Below are 14,246 nucleotides of genomic sequence, written 5' to 3'. Positions count from 1 at the left end.
GGCCGCGCCCAGCAGGTAGGCGGGCCGGGCGCAGTGGTCGCGGGCGCGGTCGGCGCGGGTCATCACCACGGCGGCTGCCCCGTCGGTCACCAGGCAGCAGTCGCGCACGCTCAGGGGCTCGGCCACCATGCGCGCCGACAGGTATTGCGCCATGTCCAGGGGCTCGCGCATGGCGGCCTCGGGATTGAGCATGGCCCATTGGCGCGCGGCGATGGCGACCGCGCCCAGCTGTTCGCGCTTCAGTCCGTACTGGTGGGCGTAGCGAGAAGCCGCCAGCGCATAGGCGCCTACCGGGCGCGCCAGCCGGTAAGGCGCCTCGTTGGGAGAGGGGCGCATGGAACTGACCAGCTTGCCCGCGCCGCTGCGCTGGTTGCTGCCGTAGGCGATCAGCGCCACGTCGCATTGGCCCGCCTCCAGCGCCAGCGCGGCCCACATGGCGTGGGTCAGGAAGGAGGATCCGCCGGTGCGGTTGTTGTCGGTCAGGCTGGGCGAGATGCCCAGGTATTCGGCAAAACCCAGGCCGGACATGAAGTCGTCGGGCAGGCCGATGAACAGGCCGTCGACCTGGTCGGGGCGCAGGCCCGCCTGGTCCAGGGCCGCCAGGCTGGCCTGAACCGCCAGGTCCATGGAACTCATGCCGGGCATCTGGCCTATGCCGTAGGTGGCGCCCGCCACGATGGCGGCCTTGCCGCGCGGGAAACGGTCTTGGGTCATGCTTGCTCCGCCGTGAGTTCGAATACCAGCACGCCGCGTCCGTCCTCCTGGACGATGCGGGCGCGCACCCGGGCGCCGATGCGCACCTCGTGCGCCGGGATGCCGTCCACCCGCGACATCAGCCGCGGCCCTTCGTCCAGGTCCACCAGCACCACGCAGTAGGGCGTCTCGGGCGGGCGTGGATGGATCACGGTGGCGGCATGGACCCGGCCCAGTCCGCTGGGGGCAGCCCATTCCAGGTCGCGTGAGCCGCTGCGTGGCGCGGCAACGCGCGGATAGAAGAAAAACTCGCCGCTGGCACGGTCGCGCTGCAGCATGAAACGGCCTTCGTCCAGATAGGCCTCATAGCGGGCCTGGGGCCCCGGTGTGGCAGCTTGGGTTTCTGTCGGCATGTGGTTCAGTCCCATTTGTAGGCAGGCGGCAGTTTTTCCACGAAACGCCTGGCGGCGTCGCGATGGAACGCGCTATCGCGGCAGATGGCCTGGGCCATGGCCTCTTGCGCGTAGATGTCCTCGCGGGTGGACTCGAAGGTCCGGTTCATGATCGTCTTTGCCAAGCCCAGCGCCTGTGTCGGCGCCGCGTGGAAACGTTCGGCCATGGCCAGCGCCTGTTCCAGCGGGTCGCCGTCGCACAAGGCCTGCACCAGGCCCAGTTCCAGCGCCTCTTCGGCCTCGCAGACCCGCGCCGTGAACACCAGTTCCTTGGCGCGCGCCAGGCCGACCGCGCGCGGCAGCAGATACATGCCCAGCATGTCGGGCACATAGCCGATGCGGGCGAACACCGCGCAGAAGGTGGCGCCGCGCCGCGCGATGGCGTAGTCCGCGCACAGCGCCAGCGACAGGCCGGCGCCGAAGGCCACGCCTTCCACTGCGCTGATGACGGGTTTTTCCAGGTCCACCAGCGCGTCGTACCAGCGGTGGATCTTGCGGATGCGCTCCCGTCCTTCGAAGGCGTCCAGGCCGGCGGCATGCGCCTGGGCGATGGACTTGATGTCGCCGCCGGCGCAGAAATGGCCGCCAGAACCCGTCAGCACGACGGCCTTGATGCCGTCGTCCTCGCGCAGTTCCGGCAGGGCCCGTGCGAACGCATCGCGCATCTCCAGGCTGAGTGCGTTGCGCTGGTCGGGCCGGTCCATGGCCAGCACGGCGGTGGCGCCGTGGCGGGTGATCTTCAGTGTCATGCCTGTTCCTTTTGGCCTGGGTGATAGGCGATTTGCGTGAGCCAGCGCGCGACCAGCGCCGGCCGCTCCTCGCCGTCGATGTCGATGCGCACATCCCAGGCGAGACGCGCCTGGCCGTCGGGCAACTCATCCACGCCAGCCAGCGCGAACGCGCCACGGATGCGTGCGCCGGCCTTGACCGCCTGCGTGAACCGCACGCGGTCAAAGCCGTAGTTCACCGCGAGCCTGCGGTTCGGAAAACATATTGCGGATGCGTACAGGGAGGGCAGCAGCGAGAGCGTCAGCAGGCCGTGGGCGATGGCCGCGCCATAGGGGGATTCGGCCTGCGCGCGCTGCGGATCCATGTGGATCCACTGCGTGTCGCCGGTGGCCAGGCCGAAGCGGTTGATGGTGTCCTGGTCTACTGCCTGCCAGGGCGTGAGGGCGGCAGGCTGCCCGGAAAAGGCGCGCAACGCCTCGATGGAGTCCAAGGTGATCATGGCGGACTCCCCTTACTGGGCCTTCAGGCCCAGGTCGCGGGCGACTGGCAGCCAGCGGTCGCGCTCCGCCTGCACGAAGGCGGCGAACACTTGGGCGTCGCCCGGCATGGACACCGCGCCGATCTGCGTGAGCTTGCGCTGCAGCTCCGGCTGCTGCAGCGCCTGGTTGACGCCGCGGTTCATGCTCTGGACGACGGCGGGCTGCGTGCCGGCGGGCGCCACCAGTCCGAACCAGGCGCTGGCGTCCATGCCGGCATAGCCCAACTCGGTGGCGGTGGGCACGTCGGGCAGGCCGGCGAAGCGCTTGTCGTCGAGCACGGCGAAGGGGCGGATCTTGCCGGCCTGCGCCTGGGCCATGCTGGAGGGCAGCGCGTCGAACATCATGTCGGTGCTGCTGCCCATCAGGCCGACGATGGCGGGCGCGCTCCCCTGATAGGGCACATGCGTGACCTGGAAGCCCAGCTTGCTGACGGCGTACTCGCCGGCTAGATAGGTGATGTTGCCGGTGCCGGCCGAGCCCATCGTCAACTTGCCGGGAGACTGCTTGCCCAGGGCGATCAGCGCCTTCACGTCGCGCGCCGGCAAGTCATGGCGCACCACCAGCAGCAGCGGCGACTTCGCCAGGCCGGAGACCGGCACGAAGTCCTTGGCCGGGTCGTAGGTCATCTTCGCGTATAGCGCCTGGTTCACCACCAATGGCGCGTTGGAGCCGACGAAGAAGGTCTTGCCGTCCGGCTTGGCGCGGGCGACGTAGTCGGCCGCGATCATGCCGGCGGCGCCGGGCTTGTTCTCGACGATGATGACCGCGGCGCCGTCCTTGCTCATTTCCTGCGCCACCAGGCGCGTGATCTGGTCGGCGGCGCCGCCGGGCGGGTAGGGCACGATGAACCGGACCGGCCCGTCCTGGGCCAACGCGGGCGCGGCCGCGACGGCCGCCAGTGTCAGGGCGCCGCAGACCGCGGCGGAAATGATGCGCATGGTGGTGTCTCCTGGGTTGTTGTCATGGCCGCCTGTCCGGCGGCTGGGGTCAGATGATTCCGCGGGTTTTCAGCTCCGCGATGCGGCTGTCGTCCAGGCCCAGCCGTTCGCGCAGCACGCTGTCGGTGTGCTGGCCCAGCGTGGGCGCAGCCCGGTCGTAGCGCATGGGGGTGTCGCGCATGCGGATGGGATTGGCCACGGCCGGCGTGTCCACGCCCGCGGCGTGGGGCAGCGACAGCTGCATGCCGCGGTGGCGCACGTGCGGATCCTGGAATACCTGCTCGATGTTGTAGATCGGGCCGCAGGGCACGTTCACCGCCTGCAGTATCTGCACCCATTCCTGCATGGTGCGCGCCAGCATGGCCTCGGCGATGGGGGGAATCAGCGTGTCGCGGTTGCGGTTGCGCTGCCCCGCGGTGGCGTAGCGTTCGTCGGCGGCCAGGTCGGCGCGGCCAATGGCGCCGCAGAAAGCGCGGTACTGGCCGTCATTGCCGACGGCCAGGATGATCGAGCCCTCCTTGCAGGCGAACACCTGGTAGGGAACCATGTTCGAATGGGCATTGCCCATGCGCTGCGGCACCCGTCCGGACAGGAAGTAGTTGATGGCCTGGTAGGACGAGATGGTGATTACACAGTCCAGCAGCGACATGTCGATGTATTGCCCGACGCCGCTGACGCGGCGGTGTTCGACCGCGGCCAGTATCGCCGTGCTGGCATAGACGCCCGTCAGCAGGTCGGTGATCGCGATGCCGGATTTCATCGGCTCGCCAGCCGGATCGCCGGTGATGCTCATCAGGCCGCCCATGCCCTGGAACACGAAGTCATAGCCCGGCAGCGGCGCGTAGGGACCGTCCTGGCCGAAGCCGGTGATCGAGCAATAGATCAGGCGCGGATTGACGGCGCGCAGGCTGTCATAGTCCAGCCCGTAGCGCGCCAGCGTGCCGACTTTGTAGTTCTCGACCAGCACGTCGGAATCCTTCGCCAGTTCCGCAATGAGCGCCTGGCCCTCGGCCGTGCCGAGGTCCACGGTAATGGACCGCTTGCCGCGGTTGGCGCTGAGGAAGTACGACGAATCCCGGGTCTCGGCGCCATCGGCGCCGGTCAGGAAGGGAGGCCCCCAGCCGCGCGTGTCGTCGCCGTGTTCAGGGCGTTCGACCTTGATGACGTCCGCCCCCATGTCGGCCAGCGTCTGCGTCGCCCATGGGCCGGCCAGCACGCGCGTCAGGTCCAGGATCTTCAAATGGGATAGCGCGCCGCGCGGTTGCGCGGCGGCGGTGTTGTCTCGCTCCATGTTGCTCCGATCGGGGTGGACCCCGTTATGTCTGGGTTCACCTTAATGACGGAGGGGGCGGCAGTCCAATATCGTTTTACGCATTATCGATTCGATTTGCGTATTGCGAGCCGGAGCGCGCGGTCGTTCAGCGGTTTGCCATTTTGGCTGGGCTATCATCCGGGTAAACCCTGGCTCTCCGCCAGGTTTGTCTTTTTCAGCCATGCCTCCCTCTACGCATACCGCGCCCGACGGCGCGCGCATCGGCACGTTCACGTTGACGTGCCGCATCGTTTCCATCGCCTTCTTTACCTTCATCTGCTATCTGGCCATCGGCCTGCCGCTGGCCGTACTGCCCGGCTACGTGCACGACAAACTGGGCTACGGTTCGGTGCTGGCTGGCCTGGCGATCAGCGTGCAGTACGCGGCGACCTTGCTCAGCCGCTCGCATGCCGGGCGCATGGCGGACACCGTGGGGCCGAAGCAGACGGTCGTGATCGGCATGGCGGCCTGCGCGGCCAGCGGCGTGTTCCTGCTGCTGGCTTATGCCTTCGAGCGCAGCGCCTGGCTCAGCCTGACCGCCATCATCGTCAGTCGGCTGGCGCTGGGCTTCGGCGAAAGCTGGGTCGGCACGGGGGCGGCCACTTGGGCCATCGCCCGGGTCGGCCCATTGCATACGGCCCGCGTGATCTCCTGGAATGGCATCTGCACCTATGGCGGCCTGGCGCTGGGCGCGCCGTTGGGAGTTCATCTGGAAACCGAGTGGAGCATGGGCGCGCTGGGTGGCGCGGTGCTGCTGCTGGGACTTGCCGGCCTGGGGATGGCGGTCACGCGCGCTGCGGTGGCCGTCGTAGGCGGCCACAGAATGGCGTTCAAGAGCGTAGTGCTGCGGGTGTTCCCACACGGCATGGCGCTGGGCCTGGGTTCGGTGGGGTTCGGCACGCTGGCGGCGTTCGTGGCGCTGTACTACGCCAGTTTCTCCTGGGATGGCGCGGCGCATGCGCTGAGCGCATTCGGCTGCGCCTTCATCGGCGTGCGCCTGCTGTTCGCCAGCACGATCACGCGCTTCGGCGGGTTCCGGGTCGCCCAGGTTTCTTTCCTGGTCGAGGCGGCCGGCTTGCTGCTGCTCTGGCTGGCGCCGAATCCGGGGGCGGCGTTGCTGGGCGCCGCGCTGACGGGCTGCGGCTTCGCCCTTGTGTTCCCGGCCATCGGGGTCGAGGCCGTGGCCCGGGTGCCGGCCGGCAGCCGTGGCGCGGCCCTGGGAGCGTATTCCGCCTTCCTGGATCTGGCGCTGGGCGTCACCGGCCCGATTGCGGGCTACATCTCGGGCGGTTTCGGCTATCCGGCCATCTTCCTGGCGGCGGCCATGTCGGTGCTGGGGGGAGGCGCGATCGCCTTCGGCCTGCAGCGCCATGCCGTCCGCCAGGCTGCAATGGCGGCACAGCGCTGATCTTTATTACTGAAAGAAGTTAAGACATTCAATATTGATAGTTTGGATTCATATAACGAATTGTTAGATTTGAGGCTCACTTTTCGCCTGCCACGATCCGTTCCATGAACCTTATCTTCGACCATGTCCACAAACACTTCGGCGAACTGCCCGTGGTGGACGGCTTTACCAGTGAAATCAAGGCCGGTGAACTGGTCGCCCTGGTCGGCCCCTCGGGTTGCGGCAAGTCCACCTTGTTGCATCTGGCGGCCGGGCTGGAACAGCCCACCGAGGGCAGCGTGCTGGCCGACGGCAAGGCTGTCGCAGGCCCGCATCCCAGCCGCACCCTGGTGTTCCAGGAACATGCGCTGTATCCCTGGCTGACGCTGGAGGACAACGTGGCGCTGGCGCTGGAATTCCAGAACACGCCCAAGGCCCGCGCCCGCGAAGCCGCCCGCCAGTGGCTGGCGCGCGTCAGCCTGGCCGGCTTCGAACACTATTACCCGCATCAGGTCTCCGGCGGCATGCGGCAACGCGCCGCGCTGGCGCGGGCCTTCATCGCCCAGCCCCAGACCATGCTGATGGACGAGCCTTTCGGCGCGCTGGACGCGCTGACCCGGCTGAGCCTGCAGGATGTGCTGCGCCAGCTGATCGCCCAGGAAAAGCCCACCGTGCTGCTCGTCACCCACGACGTGGACGAGGCGTTGTTCCTGGCCGACCGCATCATCGTCTTCAGCCCCCGCCCGGCTCGCGTGTTGCGCGAATTCAACCTGGCGCACCGCGAAAAGACGCATGACCTGTCCGGCCTGGCCGCGGAAAAGCGCGAGATCCTGCGCCTGCTCGGCATCGCGGTGGACGGCTCCAGCGCACACGCCGACCTGGCCCTGGCCGCCTGACACGTCTGACCTGAATCCTTGCTGCTGGCGCCTGCGCGCCGGCCAGCCCTGCATACCCCTGGAGCACTTCCCATGAAATTGAAGCAATGGCTGTCCTTGCCGCTGGCCGCGGCGTTGCTGGCGGCGGCCCCCGCCATGGCCGCCGAGAAATTCCGCGTGGGCTATCTTCGCGTGATGGACGATGCGCAAGCCATCGTCGCGCAAGAGGGCGGCTACTACAAAAAGGCCGGCCTGGATTCCGAGCTGATCGAGTTCAAGTCGGGTACCGACCTGATCAAGGCCATCGTCGGCGGCCAGTTGGACATCGGCGTGCTGGGCTTCACCAACGCCGTGGCCTGGGCTTCCAAGGGCGCGGACCTGAAAGTGGTGGGCGGCGCGCAGCAGGGCTACCACTCGCTGATCGTGCGCGACGACTCCGGCATCAAGGACATCGCCGGCCTCAAGGGCAAGACGCTGGCCTCGCAAGCCGAAGGCAGCACCGCCGACGTGGTCCTCAAGGGCGTGGTGCTCAAGCAGGGCAACCTGTCCGCCGATGACGTCAACGTCATGGGCGTGAGCCCTGCGGTGGCCGTGCAATCGCTGGTGGGCAAGCGCGTCGACGCGGCCTTCCTGTTCGAACCCTACGACCGCATCGCGCAGCTGATCGCGCCGGTCAAGCAGATCTATGAAGTGGGCCAGGCCTGGCCGTTCCCCTGCATGGTGGTGATCACCTCCGGCGAAACGCTGGCCAAGCGCAAGGACGATGTCTGGAAGGCGCTGGACGCGCAGAACCAGGCGATCCAGCTGCTGCAGAAGGAACCCGCGCAGGCCTCCAAGCTGATCGCGTCGTACTTCATCGCCGAACCCACGTTGAAGACCCTGACCCGTGGCGAACTGCCGCGCGAGACCGTCATCGCCGAAGCCATCGGCACGCAGGTCTTCACGCCCAAGCTGACCGACAAGGACACCCGCCGCATGCAGGAAATCGCCGATATCCTGCAGGCCCAGGGTTCGCTGAAGACGCGCGACGGCAAGCCGTATGACGTCTCCAGCATCGTCGACCTGTCCTGGCAAGAGGCTCGCAAGCTTTGAGCGCATCTACCCGAGTCACCGGCGCCCGCAAGCATTTCGCGGGCGTTCTGGGCGTATTGTTCATTCTGGCCCTGTGGCAACTGGCAGCGTTCGCGCTGCCGGACTTCCTGATGCCGGGCGTGCCCGCCGTGGTCGAGCGCCTGTTCGAAGACCTGGGCAAGCAATCCTTCCACCAGAGCCTGCTGGGTACGCTGGGTCGGCTGGGCGCGGGCTATGGCCTGGCGCTGGCCGCCGGCATCGGCTTCGGGCTGGTGGCGGCGGTGCTGTTCTTCTTCCGCGAAGTCCTGCGCAGCGCCATCGTCATCCTGCAGTCGATTCCGTCGATCGCCTGGGTGCCGCTGTTCCTGATCGTTATGGGTTTCGGCAACACGCCCATCATCGTGGTGGTGGCGCTGTCGGCGTTCTTCCCGGCCGCCCTCAGCGTGATGAACGCCACTGAATCCGTGCAGCGCGTGCACGTGTCGGCGGCGCGCGTCATGGGCGCCACGCGCTGGGGCCTGGTCAAGCGGGTCTACCTGCCGGCGGTCATGCCTGAACTGATCACCGGCGCGCAGCTCGCGTTCGGCAATGCCTGGCGCGCGCTGATCTCGGCGGAAATGCTGATCGGCTTCGGCAAGGGACTGGGCCGTTCGCTGGCCTATTCAGGCGAGATTGCCGACATGACGGGCGTCATGACCAACATCCTGGTCATCGCCGTGCTGGCCGCGCTGATCGACCAGTTCGTGCTTGAAAACCTCAAGCATCGCTTGCTGCGCTATCAGTACGTCTGAGCGATACCGGAGCCTCGCATGATCCGCCGCATCCGTCTATTGGTCCTCGGCGCCTGCCTGGCGGCCGCAGGCTACGCGCAGGCGCAGCCGGACGCTTTCGCGGCGGCGCGCGCGCGCGGCGAACTGGTGGTGGGCGTGCCTTATCTGGCGCCGCCGCCCGTGGCGGGCGCCAAGATCCGTACGCCTGACGGCCTGGACGCTGCCATGACGGATAGGTTGGGGCAGAGCCTGGGCCTGCCGGTGCGGCTGCGGCAAGTGTCGCGGGAGCAGGCTTCCGCCGCGCTGGCGGCGGGCGAAGTCGACCTGGTCCTGGCCGATACGGCTACCGGCCAACCGGACACGGTCGCCGCGCAAGCCACCGGCTATGCGGCTCGGCCCAAGGCCGTGATCCGCAGCGACACGGTCCTGCGCCGTCCCGCCGACGTGCGCGGCCGCAGCGTGTGCGTGGCCGAAGCCGCGACCGCGTCGAAGGCGTTGGCCGAGAGCTGGGGCGCCGTGGTGCGCACCTACCGCGTGCCATCCGATGCGCTGGTCGCCGTGCGCGAAGGTAGTTGCGACATCGGGCTGGTGGATGACGCGGTGTGGGAACCGCTGGTGCGCTTTCCGGAATGGAAGAAGTTTTCCTCGACGTTGACGGCCGATGGCGCCCGGAGCGAGCGCGTGTGGTTGCTGCCGGCGGCCGATTCGGCCAGCCGCAACTGGCTGGGCCAGGAAATGCGCGTGTGGGATCGCGCCGGCGCCTGGAAGGCGATGACGGCGAAGTGGGCGCGCGACGTGGCCTTCGACGTCTACCTGGACCAGGAAGTACCCGACTGCCACGGCTAGGCCGGCCGCCTGACCGGCTGCGTCCTGGCGTGGCGGGATGTGCGCCGCCGACCCCTTCGGAGCGGTACAGGGCCGCAGCGCCAGCACATACAATGCCGGTCATGACGCACACGCTGACCGCTCCCTGCACTTACCAGGAAGACATCAAGAAAAGCCGCTTCGTCGCGCATGCGGCGCCCGTGTCCGGCGTGGATGAAGCCATGCGCTTCTTTGCCGAGCACAGCGATCCGGAAGCGACCCACAACTGCTGGGCCTACCGCATCGGCCAGGAATACCGTTTCAACGACGATGGCGAGCCCGGTGGCACGGCCGGCCGCCCCATCCTGCAAGCGATCGAGGGCCAGGACATGGACCGCGTGGCGGTGCTGGTAGTGCGCTGGTACGGGGGCATCAAGCTGGGCGCAGGCGGACTGGTGCGCGCCTACGGCGGCTGCGCGGCCAATTGCCTGCGGCTCGCGGAGCGTACGGAGATCGTGGATCTGGCGACCGTCGCCTGCGCTTGCGGCTTTGGCGAACTGGCGCTGCTGAAGTCGCGCCTGGCTCAGGCCGGCGCGGCCATCCTGCAGGAAGACTTCAATGAAGAAGGCGTTGCGCTGCGGTTCACGGTGCCGCGCGCGGCGGTGGCGGACCTGGAGGTGACGGTTGCCAATATCACCCGCGGCCGCGCCGCCTGGGAAGTGGAATCGTAGTGCGGGTGTAGCGCGAGAATCCCGAGGCAGGAAGCCAGGTGTTCAGCGCGCATGCCCCATCATCATCCGTGTCCGCTCAAGCGTCTTGCCCGTTCTGGGCCGCGGCGATTTCCTGGTGGACCTTTTCCATGTCCACTTCCTTGATCTTGGCCAGCAACTCGTTGAGCTGACCGCCGGACAGGGCGCCCGGTTGCGAGAACAGCAGGACCTTTTCGCGGAAGACCATCAGGGTCGGGATCGAGCGGATGCCCAGCGCGCCGGCCAGTTCCTGTTCCACGTCGGTATTGACCTTGGCGAACGTGACATCGGGGTGTTCGGTGGCGGCCTGCTCGAAAACCGGTGCGAAACCGCGGCACGGGCCGCACCAGGGCGCCCAGAAATCAACGATCAGGGTGCCGTCGGGCGTGATGGCTTCCTGGAAGCTGTCTTTGGTGAGTTCAACAATACTCATTTTGAATCCTTGCCGCGCGAGCGGCGCAAAAGGCGGTGTCGGAGGCCCGGGGTGTGCCCGTCCCGAGCCCGATAGGGCGATGCGTGATCCGTACTCTACGAGTCCATAGTAGAGCGGGTGGCTGCTGCATCGCAATGGTTGGCGCCCGAAGGCGCAATCTGCGGCGGTCAGGGCGCGGTGCTTGCCGCGGCGCCGTTTTTCAATGAAGCGACAATCTCGAACGAGCGCAGGCGGTCCGCGATGTCGTAAAAATCCGAGACGATCATGACTTCGTCGGCCTCGGTCTCGGCGACCAGGGTTTCCAGCTCGCGCCGTACGGTATCCGGGCTGCCCACGATGGCCGCGCCCAGTCTTTGTTGGACAGCCTCGCGCTCCCATTCGTTCCACAGGCCGTCCATGCTGTCCACGGGCGGCTGCAGCTGCAGGCGGTTGCCGCGCACCAGCGACAGGAACTTCAACTGCTGGGTGGTGGCTTGGCGTCTTGCGGCTTCGTCGGTTTCGGCGGCCACGACCGGCACGCCTATCATGGCGTAGGGCCGCGCCAGCGTTGCCGATGGCTTGAACAGGTGGCGGTACAGCCGCATGGCTGCCATGCCTTCGGGCGAGAAATGGCCCGCGAAGGAGAAGGGCAGGCCCAGCTCCGCGGCCAGTCGCGCGCTGAAATCGCTGGAGCCCAGCAGCCAGATCGGAATCTCCAGGCCTTCGCCGGGAATCGCGCGCACGGGTTGTCCCGGGCGTGAAGGCGCGAGGAAGCCGCGCAATTCTTCCACTAGCGCGGGAAACTCCAGTCCGCTGCGCGGACCGCGGCGCAGCGCGTGCTGCGTGGCGCCGTCGCTGCCGGGCGCGCGGCCCAGGCCCAGGTCGATGCGGCCGGGGTAGAGCGTTTCCAGGGTGCCGAACTGTTCGGCAATGATCAGCGGGGCGTGGTTGGGCAGCATGATGCCGCCCGAACCCACGCGCAGCGTGCTGGTGTGGCCGGCCACATGGCCGATCAGTACGGCGGTGGCGCTGCTGGCCACGCCGTTGATGTTGTGGTGTTCCGCCAGCCAGAAGCGCTTGTAGCCCAGGCGTTCCACATGCTGCGCGACCGCGACCGTGTTGCGGAAGGCGTCAGCCGCGTCGCGGCCCTGCACAATGGGGGCCAGGTCCAGTACGGAAAAGGGGATACGGGCCAGGCTGCTCATGCGGAAACCTCCGTGCTCGAGGCTGCACAGGACAACAGGGCGGGGACAAAGCGGGTAAGGCGCAAGGCGGACTCCATATGCCGTTATACATGGGGAGTGTATCGGTGAAATCAAGCGGATCCGCCAGCAACCTTATGGCCTGGCGGGTTGATTGAATTCCGCTATCCCTGCGATTGACCCGCTCTGTGGAGTGGTCCTGGCGCCCGAGCCTAGCCCGGGAAGAACGCGTAGCGGATCACGAACAGCGCCGCGACCAGCCAGGTGGCGGGATGCACGTCGCGGATCTTGCCGGTGGCGGTCTTGAGCACCACGTAGCTGATGAAGCCGAAGGCGATGCCGTTGGCGATCGAGTACGTGAACGGCATGACCAGCGCGGTCAGCGCGGCCGGCGTCGCTTCGCAGACGTCGTTCCAGTCGATGTCGATCAGCTCGCGCATCATCAGGCCGGCAACATAGAGCAGGGCGGGCGCGGTGGCGTAGACGGGCACGGCGCCGGCCAGCGGGGAGATGAACAGCGCGGCCAGGAACAGCAGCGCCACGACCAGCGCCGTCAGGCCCGTGCGGCCGCCGGCCTGCACGCCGGAGGCGCTTTCCACATATGCGGTGGTGCTGCTGGTGCCCAGCATCGAGCCCGCGACAATGGCAGTGCTGTCGGCAAACAATGCGCGGCCCAGGCGGTTGGGACGGTTCTCGGGCACCAGGCCGGCGCGCTTGGCCACGCCCACCAGCGTGCCGGTGGCGTCGAACACTTCAACCAGCACGAACACCAGGATCACGTGCACGAAGCCGCTGTGCAGCGCGCCCAGGATGTCCAGCTTCATGAGCGTGGGCGCCAGGCTGGGCGGGGCGGCGAAGATGCCCTTGAACTCGTTGTAGCCCAGCACCATCGACAGCAGCGTGACCACGACGATGCCGATCAGGATGGCGCCGCGCACGCGCAGGGCGTCCAGCGCGGCGATGATGAAAAAGCCCAGGATGGCGAACAAGGGGCCGGGTTGGGTCAGGTCGCCCAGCGTGACCTTGGTGGCCGGGTGCGCGACCACGATGTTGGCGCTGGATAGCGCGATAATGGCAAGGAACAGCCCGATGCCCGCGGCGATGGCGCTGCGCAGCGAATGCGGAATGCCCTTGACCAGCCAGACCCGGATGCCCGAGATCGTCAGGAACAGGAAGATCACGCCCGAGATGAACACGGCGCCCAGCGCCTGCTCCCAGGTGTAGCCCATGGTCTTGACCACGGTGAATGCGAAGAAGGCGTTCAGGCCCATGCCCGGCGCCATGCCGATCGGCCAGTTGGCGATCAGCGCCATCACCAGCGAACCCAGCGCGGCGGCCAGGCAGGTGGCGACGAACACGGCATCGCGGTCCATGCCGGTTGACGACAGGATGTCCGGATTGACGAAGATGATGTACGACATCGTCAGGAATGTCGTCAGGCCGGCGACCAATTCCGTGCGCGCCGTCGTGCCGTGTTCACGCAGCTTGAATAGCTTCTCGAGCATTCGAGTCCCCAATGTGTTTGCAGGATTGCGGGTTGTTGTGGGCGGGCCGGGTTGCCCGCCGGTTTTTCATAAACGGGCGTATTTTCGCATCAGTTGTAAACTCTGCCGCCATGATTATTCTCGGCTTTGAAAGCTCCTGCGACGAAACCGGCGTCGCAGCCGTCTGTACCGAACGCGGTCTGCTCGCGCACGCGCTGCATACCCAGATCGCCATGCACCAGGAATACGGGGGCGTGGTGCCGGAACTCGCCTCGCGCGACCACATCCGCCGGGTCGTGCCGCTGACGCGCCAGGTCCTGGAAGAAGCCGGCCTGCAGATGTCCGATATCGGCGCGGTGGCCTACACGGCCGGCCCCGGTTTGGCCGGCGCCTTGCTGGTGGGCGCCAGCGTCGCGCAGTCATTCGCCTGGTCGCGCCATCTGCCCGCCATTGGCATCCATCACCTCGAAGGCCATCTGCTGTCACCGATGCTGGCGGATCCGCGGCCGGAGTTTCCCTTCGTGGCGCTGCTGGTATCCGGCGGCCACACGCAGCTGATGCGGGTGGACGGCGTGGGTCGCTATGAATTGCTGGGCGAAACGCTGGACGACGCGGCGGGCGAGGCCTTCGACAAGTCGGCCAAGCTGATGGGCCTGGGCTATCCGGGCGGACCCGCGCTGTCCCGGCTGGCCGCCAGCGGCGACGCCGCGCGCTTCGACCTGCCGCGGCCCATGCTGCATAGCGGCGACCTGGATTTCAGCTTCAGCGGCCTGAAAACGGCGGTGCTGACCCGGGTCAAGGCGGCCGAGGCGGCGGGCGGGCTGGACCA

General features: G+C 67.4%; 15 protein-coding genes and 1 pseudogene. 7 read left to right on the top strand and 9 right to left on the bottom strand.

From position 1 onward, the window contains the following. From VIR09_RS21725 to VIR09_RS21700, 6 genes and pseudogenes are all read right to left on the bottom strand, one after another. Positions 1-714, bottom strand: a pseudogene (locus tag VIR09_RS21725) (thiolase); the annotation flags it as partial. Further along, positions 711-1,106 (bottom strand): Zn-ribbon domain-containing OB-fold protein, encoded by a 396-nt coding sequence (locus tag VIR09_RS21720; RefSeq protein ID WP_332014732.1) that lies wholly within the window; start codon positions 1,104-1,106, stop codon positions 711-713. The pseudogene VIR09_RS21725 and the gene VIR09_RS21720, both read right to left, overlap by 4 nt. Before the next feature lie 5 nt (positions 1,107-1,111). Continuing rightward, positions 1,112-1,894, bottom strand: coding sequence for an enoyl-CoA hydratase/isomerase family protein (locus tag VIR09_RS21715; RefSeq protein ID WP_332014731.1), 783 nt, complete (start codon positions 1,892-1,894; stop codon positions 1,112-1,114). Then, positions 1,891-2,373 (bottom strand): MaoC family dehydratase, encoded by a 483-nt coding sequence (locus VIR09_RS21710; RefSeq protein WP_332014730.1) that lies wholly within the window; start codon positions 2,371-2,373, stop codon positions 1,891-1,893. Before VIR09_RS21710 ends, VIR09_RS21715 begins: the two co-directional genes overlap by 4 nt. Before the next feature lie 12 nt (positions 2,374-2,385). Next, positions 2,386-3,351, bottom strand: a complete 966-nt coding sequence (locus tag VIR09_RS21705; protein WP_332014729.1) for a tripartite tricarboxylate transporter substrate binding protein — start codon at positions 3,349-3,351, stop codon at positions 2,386-2,388. A 49-nt stretch (positions 3,352-3,400) separates the two neighbouring features. Continuing rightward, the gene (locus VIR09_RS21700) at positions 3,401-4,642 is read right to left on the bottom strand and encodes a CaiB/BaiF CoA-transferase family protein (protein ID WP_332014728.1); all 1,242 of its coding nucleotides are present in this window, start codon (positions 4,640-4,642) and stop codon (positions 3,401-3,403) included. Positions 4,643-4,844: 202 nt separating this feature from the next. Here VIR09_RS21700 and VIR09_RS21695 point away from each other — a divergent pair, with 202 nt between their 5' ends. From VIR09_RS21695 to VIR09_RS21670, 6 genes are all read left to right on the top strand, one after another. Further along, positions 4,845-6,071: an MFS transporter gene (locus tag VIR09_RS21695; protein WP_332014727.1), complete on the top strand. Its 1,227-nt coding sequence runs from the start codon at positions 4,845-4,847 to the stop codon at positions 6,069-6,071. Positions 6,072-6,175: 104 nt separating this feature from the next. Then, positions 6,176-6,946, top strand: a complete 771-nt coding sequence (locus VIR09_RS21690) for an ABC transporter ATP-binding protein (RefSeq protein WP_332014726.1) — start codon at positions 6,176-6,178, stop codon at positions 6,944-6,946. A 72-nt stretch (positions 6,947-7,018) separates the two neighbouring features. Further along, positions 7,019-8,017 carry an ABC transporter substrate-binding protein gene (locus VIR09_RS21685; protein WP_013394059.1) on the top strand — a complete coding sequence of 333 codons (999 nt, stop codon included), beginning with the start codon at positions 7,019-7,021 and terminating at the stop codon, positions 8,015-8,017. Beyond that, entirely contained in the window at positions 8,014-8,787 is a 774-nt protein-coding gene (locus VIR09_RS21680; protein ID WP_013394058.1) for an ABC transporter permease, read from the top strand. Before VIR09_RS21685 ends, VIR09_RS21680 begins: the two co-directional genes overlap by 4 nt. An 18-nt stretch (positions 8,788-8,805) precedes the next feature. Beyond that, positions 8,806-9,612 carry a transporter substrate-binding domain-containing protein gene (locus tag VIR09_RS21675; protein ID WP_332014725.1) on the top strand — a complete coding sequence of 269 codons (807 nt, stop codon included), beginning with the start codon at positions 8,806-8,808 and terminating at the stop codon, positions 9,610-9,612. Between the two features lie 101 nt (positions 9,613-9,713). Further along, positions 9,714-10,301 (top strand): YigZ family protein, encoded by a 588-nt coding sequence (locus tag VIR09_RS21670; RefSeq protein ID WP_332014724.1) that lies wholly within the window; start codon positions 9,714-9,716, stop codon positions 10,299-10,301. A 76-nt stretch (positions 10,302-10,377) separates the two neighbouring features. Here the strand turns inward: VIR09_RS21670 and VIR09_RS21665 are convergent, their stop codons facing one another. The 3 genes from VIR09_RS21665 to VIR09_RS21655 form a co-directional block, all read right to left on the bottom strand. Next, entirely contained in the window at positions 10,378-10,752 is a 375-nt protein-coding gene (locus VIR09_RS21665; protein WP_013394055.1) for a thioredoxin family protein, read from the bottom strand. 167 nt (positions 10,753-10,919) lie between these two features. After that, complete coding sequence (locus tag VIR09_RS21660; RefSeq protein ID WP_332014723.1) at positions 10,920-11,936, bottom strand: LLM class flavin-dependent oxidoreductase; 1,017 nt, start codon at positions 11,934-11,936, stop codon at positions 10,920-10,922. Between the two features lie 209 nt (positions 11,937-12,145). After that, the gene (locus tag VIR09_RS21655) at positions 12,146-13,438 is read right to left on the bottom strand and encodes an NCS2 family permease (protein WP_332014722.1); all 1,293 of its coding nucleotides are present in this window, start codon (positions 13,436-13,438) and stop codon (positions 12,146-12,148) included. 110 nt (positions 13,439-13,548) lie between these two features. Here VIR09_RS21655 and tsaD point away from each other — a divergent pair. Beyond that, the coding region (gene tsaD, locus VIR09_RS21650) for a tRNA (adenosine(37)-N6)-threonylcarbamoyltransferase complex transferase subunit TsaD (protein WP_332014721.1) at positions 13,549-14,246 on the top strand (698 nt) is incomplete at its 3' end.

The organism is Achromobacter sp. (assembly GCF_036567245.1).
Lineage (GTDB): Bacteria > Pseudomonadota > Gammaproteobacteria > Burkholderiales > Burkholderiaceae_B > Achromobacter.
The sequence above is the reverse complement of the archived record's forward strand: the minus strand, read 5'-3'. Positions and strand labels throughout refer to the sequence as shown.

Excerpts from the sequence above, each read along its gene's own strand:
- VIR09_RS21720 (WP_332014732.1), bottom strand. The coding sequence starts at position 1,106 with ATGCCGACAGAAACCCAAGCTGCCACACCGGGGCCCCAGGCCCGCTAT.
- VIR09_RS21715 (WP_332014731.1), bottom strand. The coding sequence starts at position 1,894 with ATGACACTGAAGATCACCCGCCACGGCGCCACCGCCGTGCTGGCCATG.
- VIR09_RS21710 (WP_332014730.1), bottom strand. The coding sequence starts at position 2,373 with ATGATCACCTTGGACTCCATCGAGGCGTTGCGCGCCTTTTCCGGGCAG.
- VIR09_RS21705 (WP_332014729.1), bottom strand. The coding sequence starts at position 3,351 with ATGCGCATCATTTCCGCCGCGGTCTGCGGCGCCCTGACACTGGCGGCC.
- VIR09_RS21700 (WP_332014728.1), bottom strand. The coding sequence starts at position 4,642 with ATGGAGCGAGACAACACCGCCGCCGCGCAACCGCGCGGCGCGCTATCC.
- VIR09_RS21695 (WP_332014727.1), top strand. The coding sequence starts at position 4,845 with ATGCCTCCCTCTACGCATACCGCGCCCGACGGCGCGCGCATCGGCACG.
- VIR09_RS21690 (WP_332014726.1), top strand. The coding sequence starts at position 6,176 with ATGAACCTTATCTTCGACCATGTCCACAAACACTTCGGCGAACTGCCC.
- VIR09_RS21685 (WP_013394059.1), top strand. The coding sequence starts at position 7,019 with ATGAAATTGAAGCAATGGCTGTCCTTGCCGCTGGCCGCGGCGTTGCTG.
- VIR09_RS21675 (WP_332014725.1), top strand. The coding sequence starts at position 8,806 with ATGATCCGCCGCATCCGTCTATTGGTCCTCGGCGCCTGCCTGGCGGCC.
- VIR09_RS21670 (WP_332014724.1), top strand. The coding sequence starts at position 9,714 with ATGACGCACACGCTGACCGCTCCCTGCACTTACCAGGAAGACATCAAG.
- VIR09_RS21665 (WP_013394055.1), bottom strand. The coding sequence starts at position 10,752 with ATGAGTATTGTTGAACTCACCAAAGACAGCTTCCAGGAAGCCATCACG.
- VIR09_RS21660 (WP_332014723.1), bottom strand. The coding sequence starts at position 11,936 with ATGAGCAGCCTGGCCCGTATCCCCTTTTCCGTACTGGACCTGGCCCCC.
- VIR09_RS21655 (WP_332014722.1), bottom strand. The coding sequence starts at position 13,438 with ATGCTCGAGAAGCTATTCAAGCTGCGTGAACACGGCACGACGGCGCGC.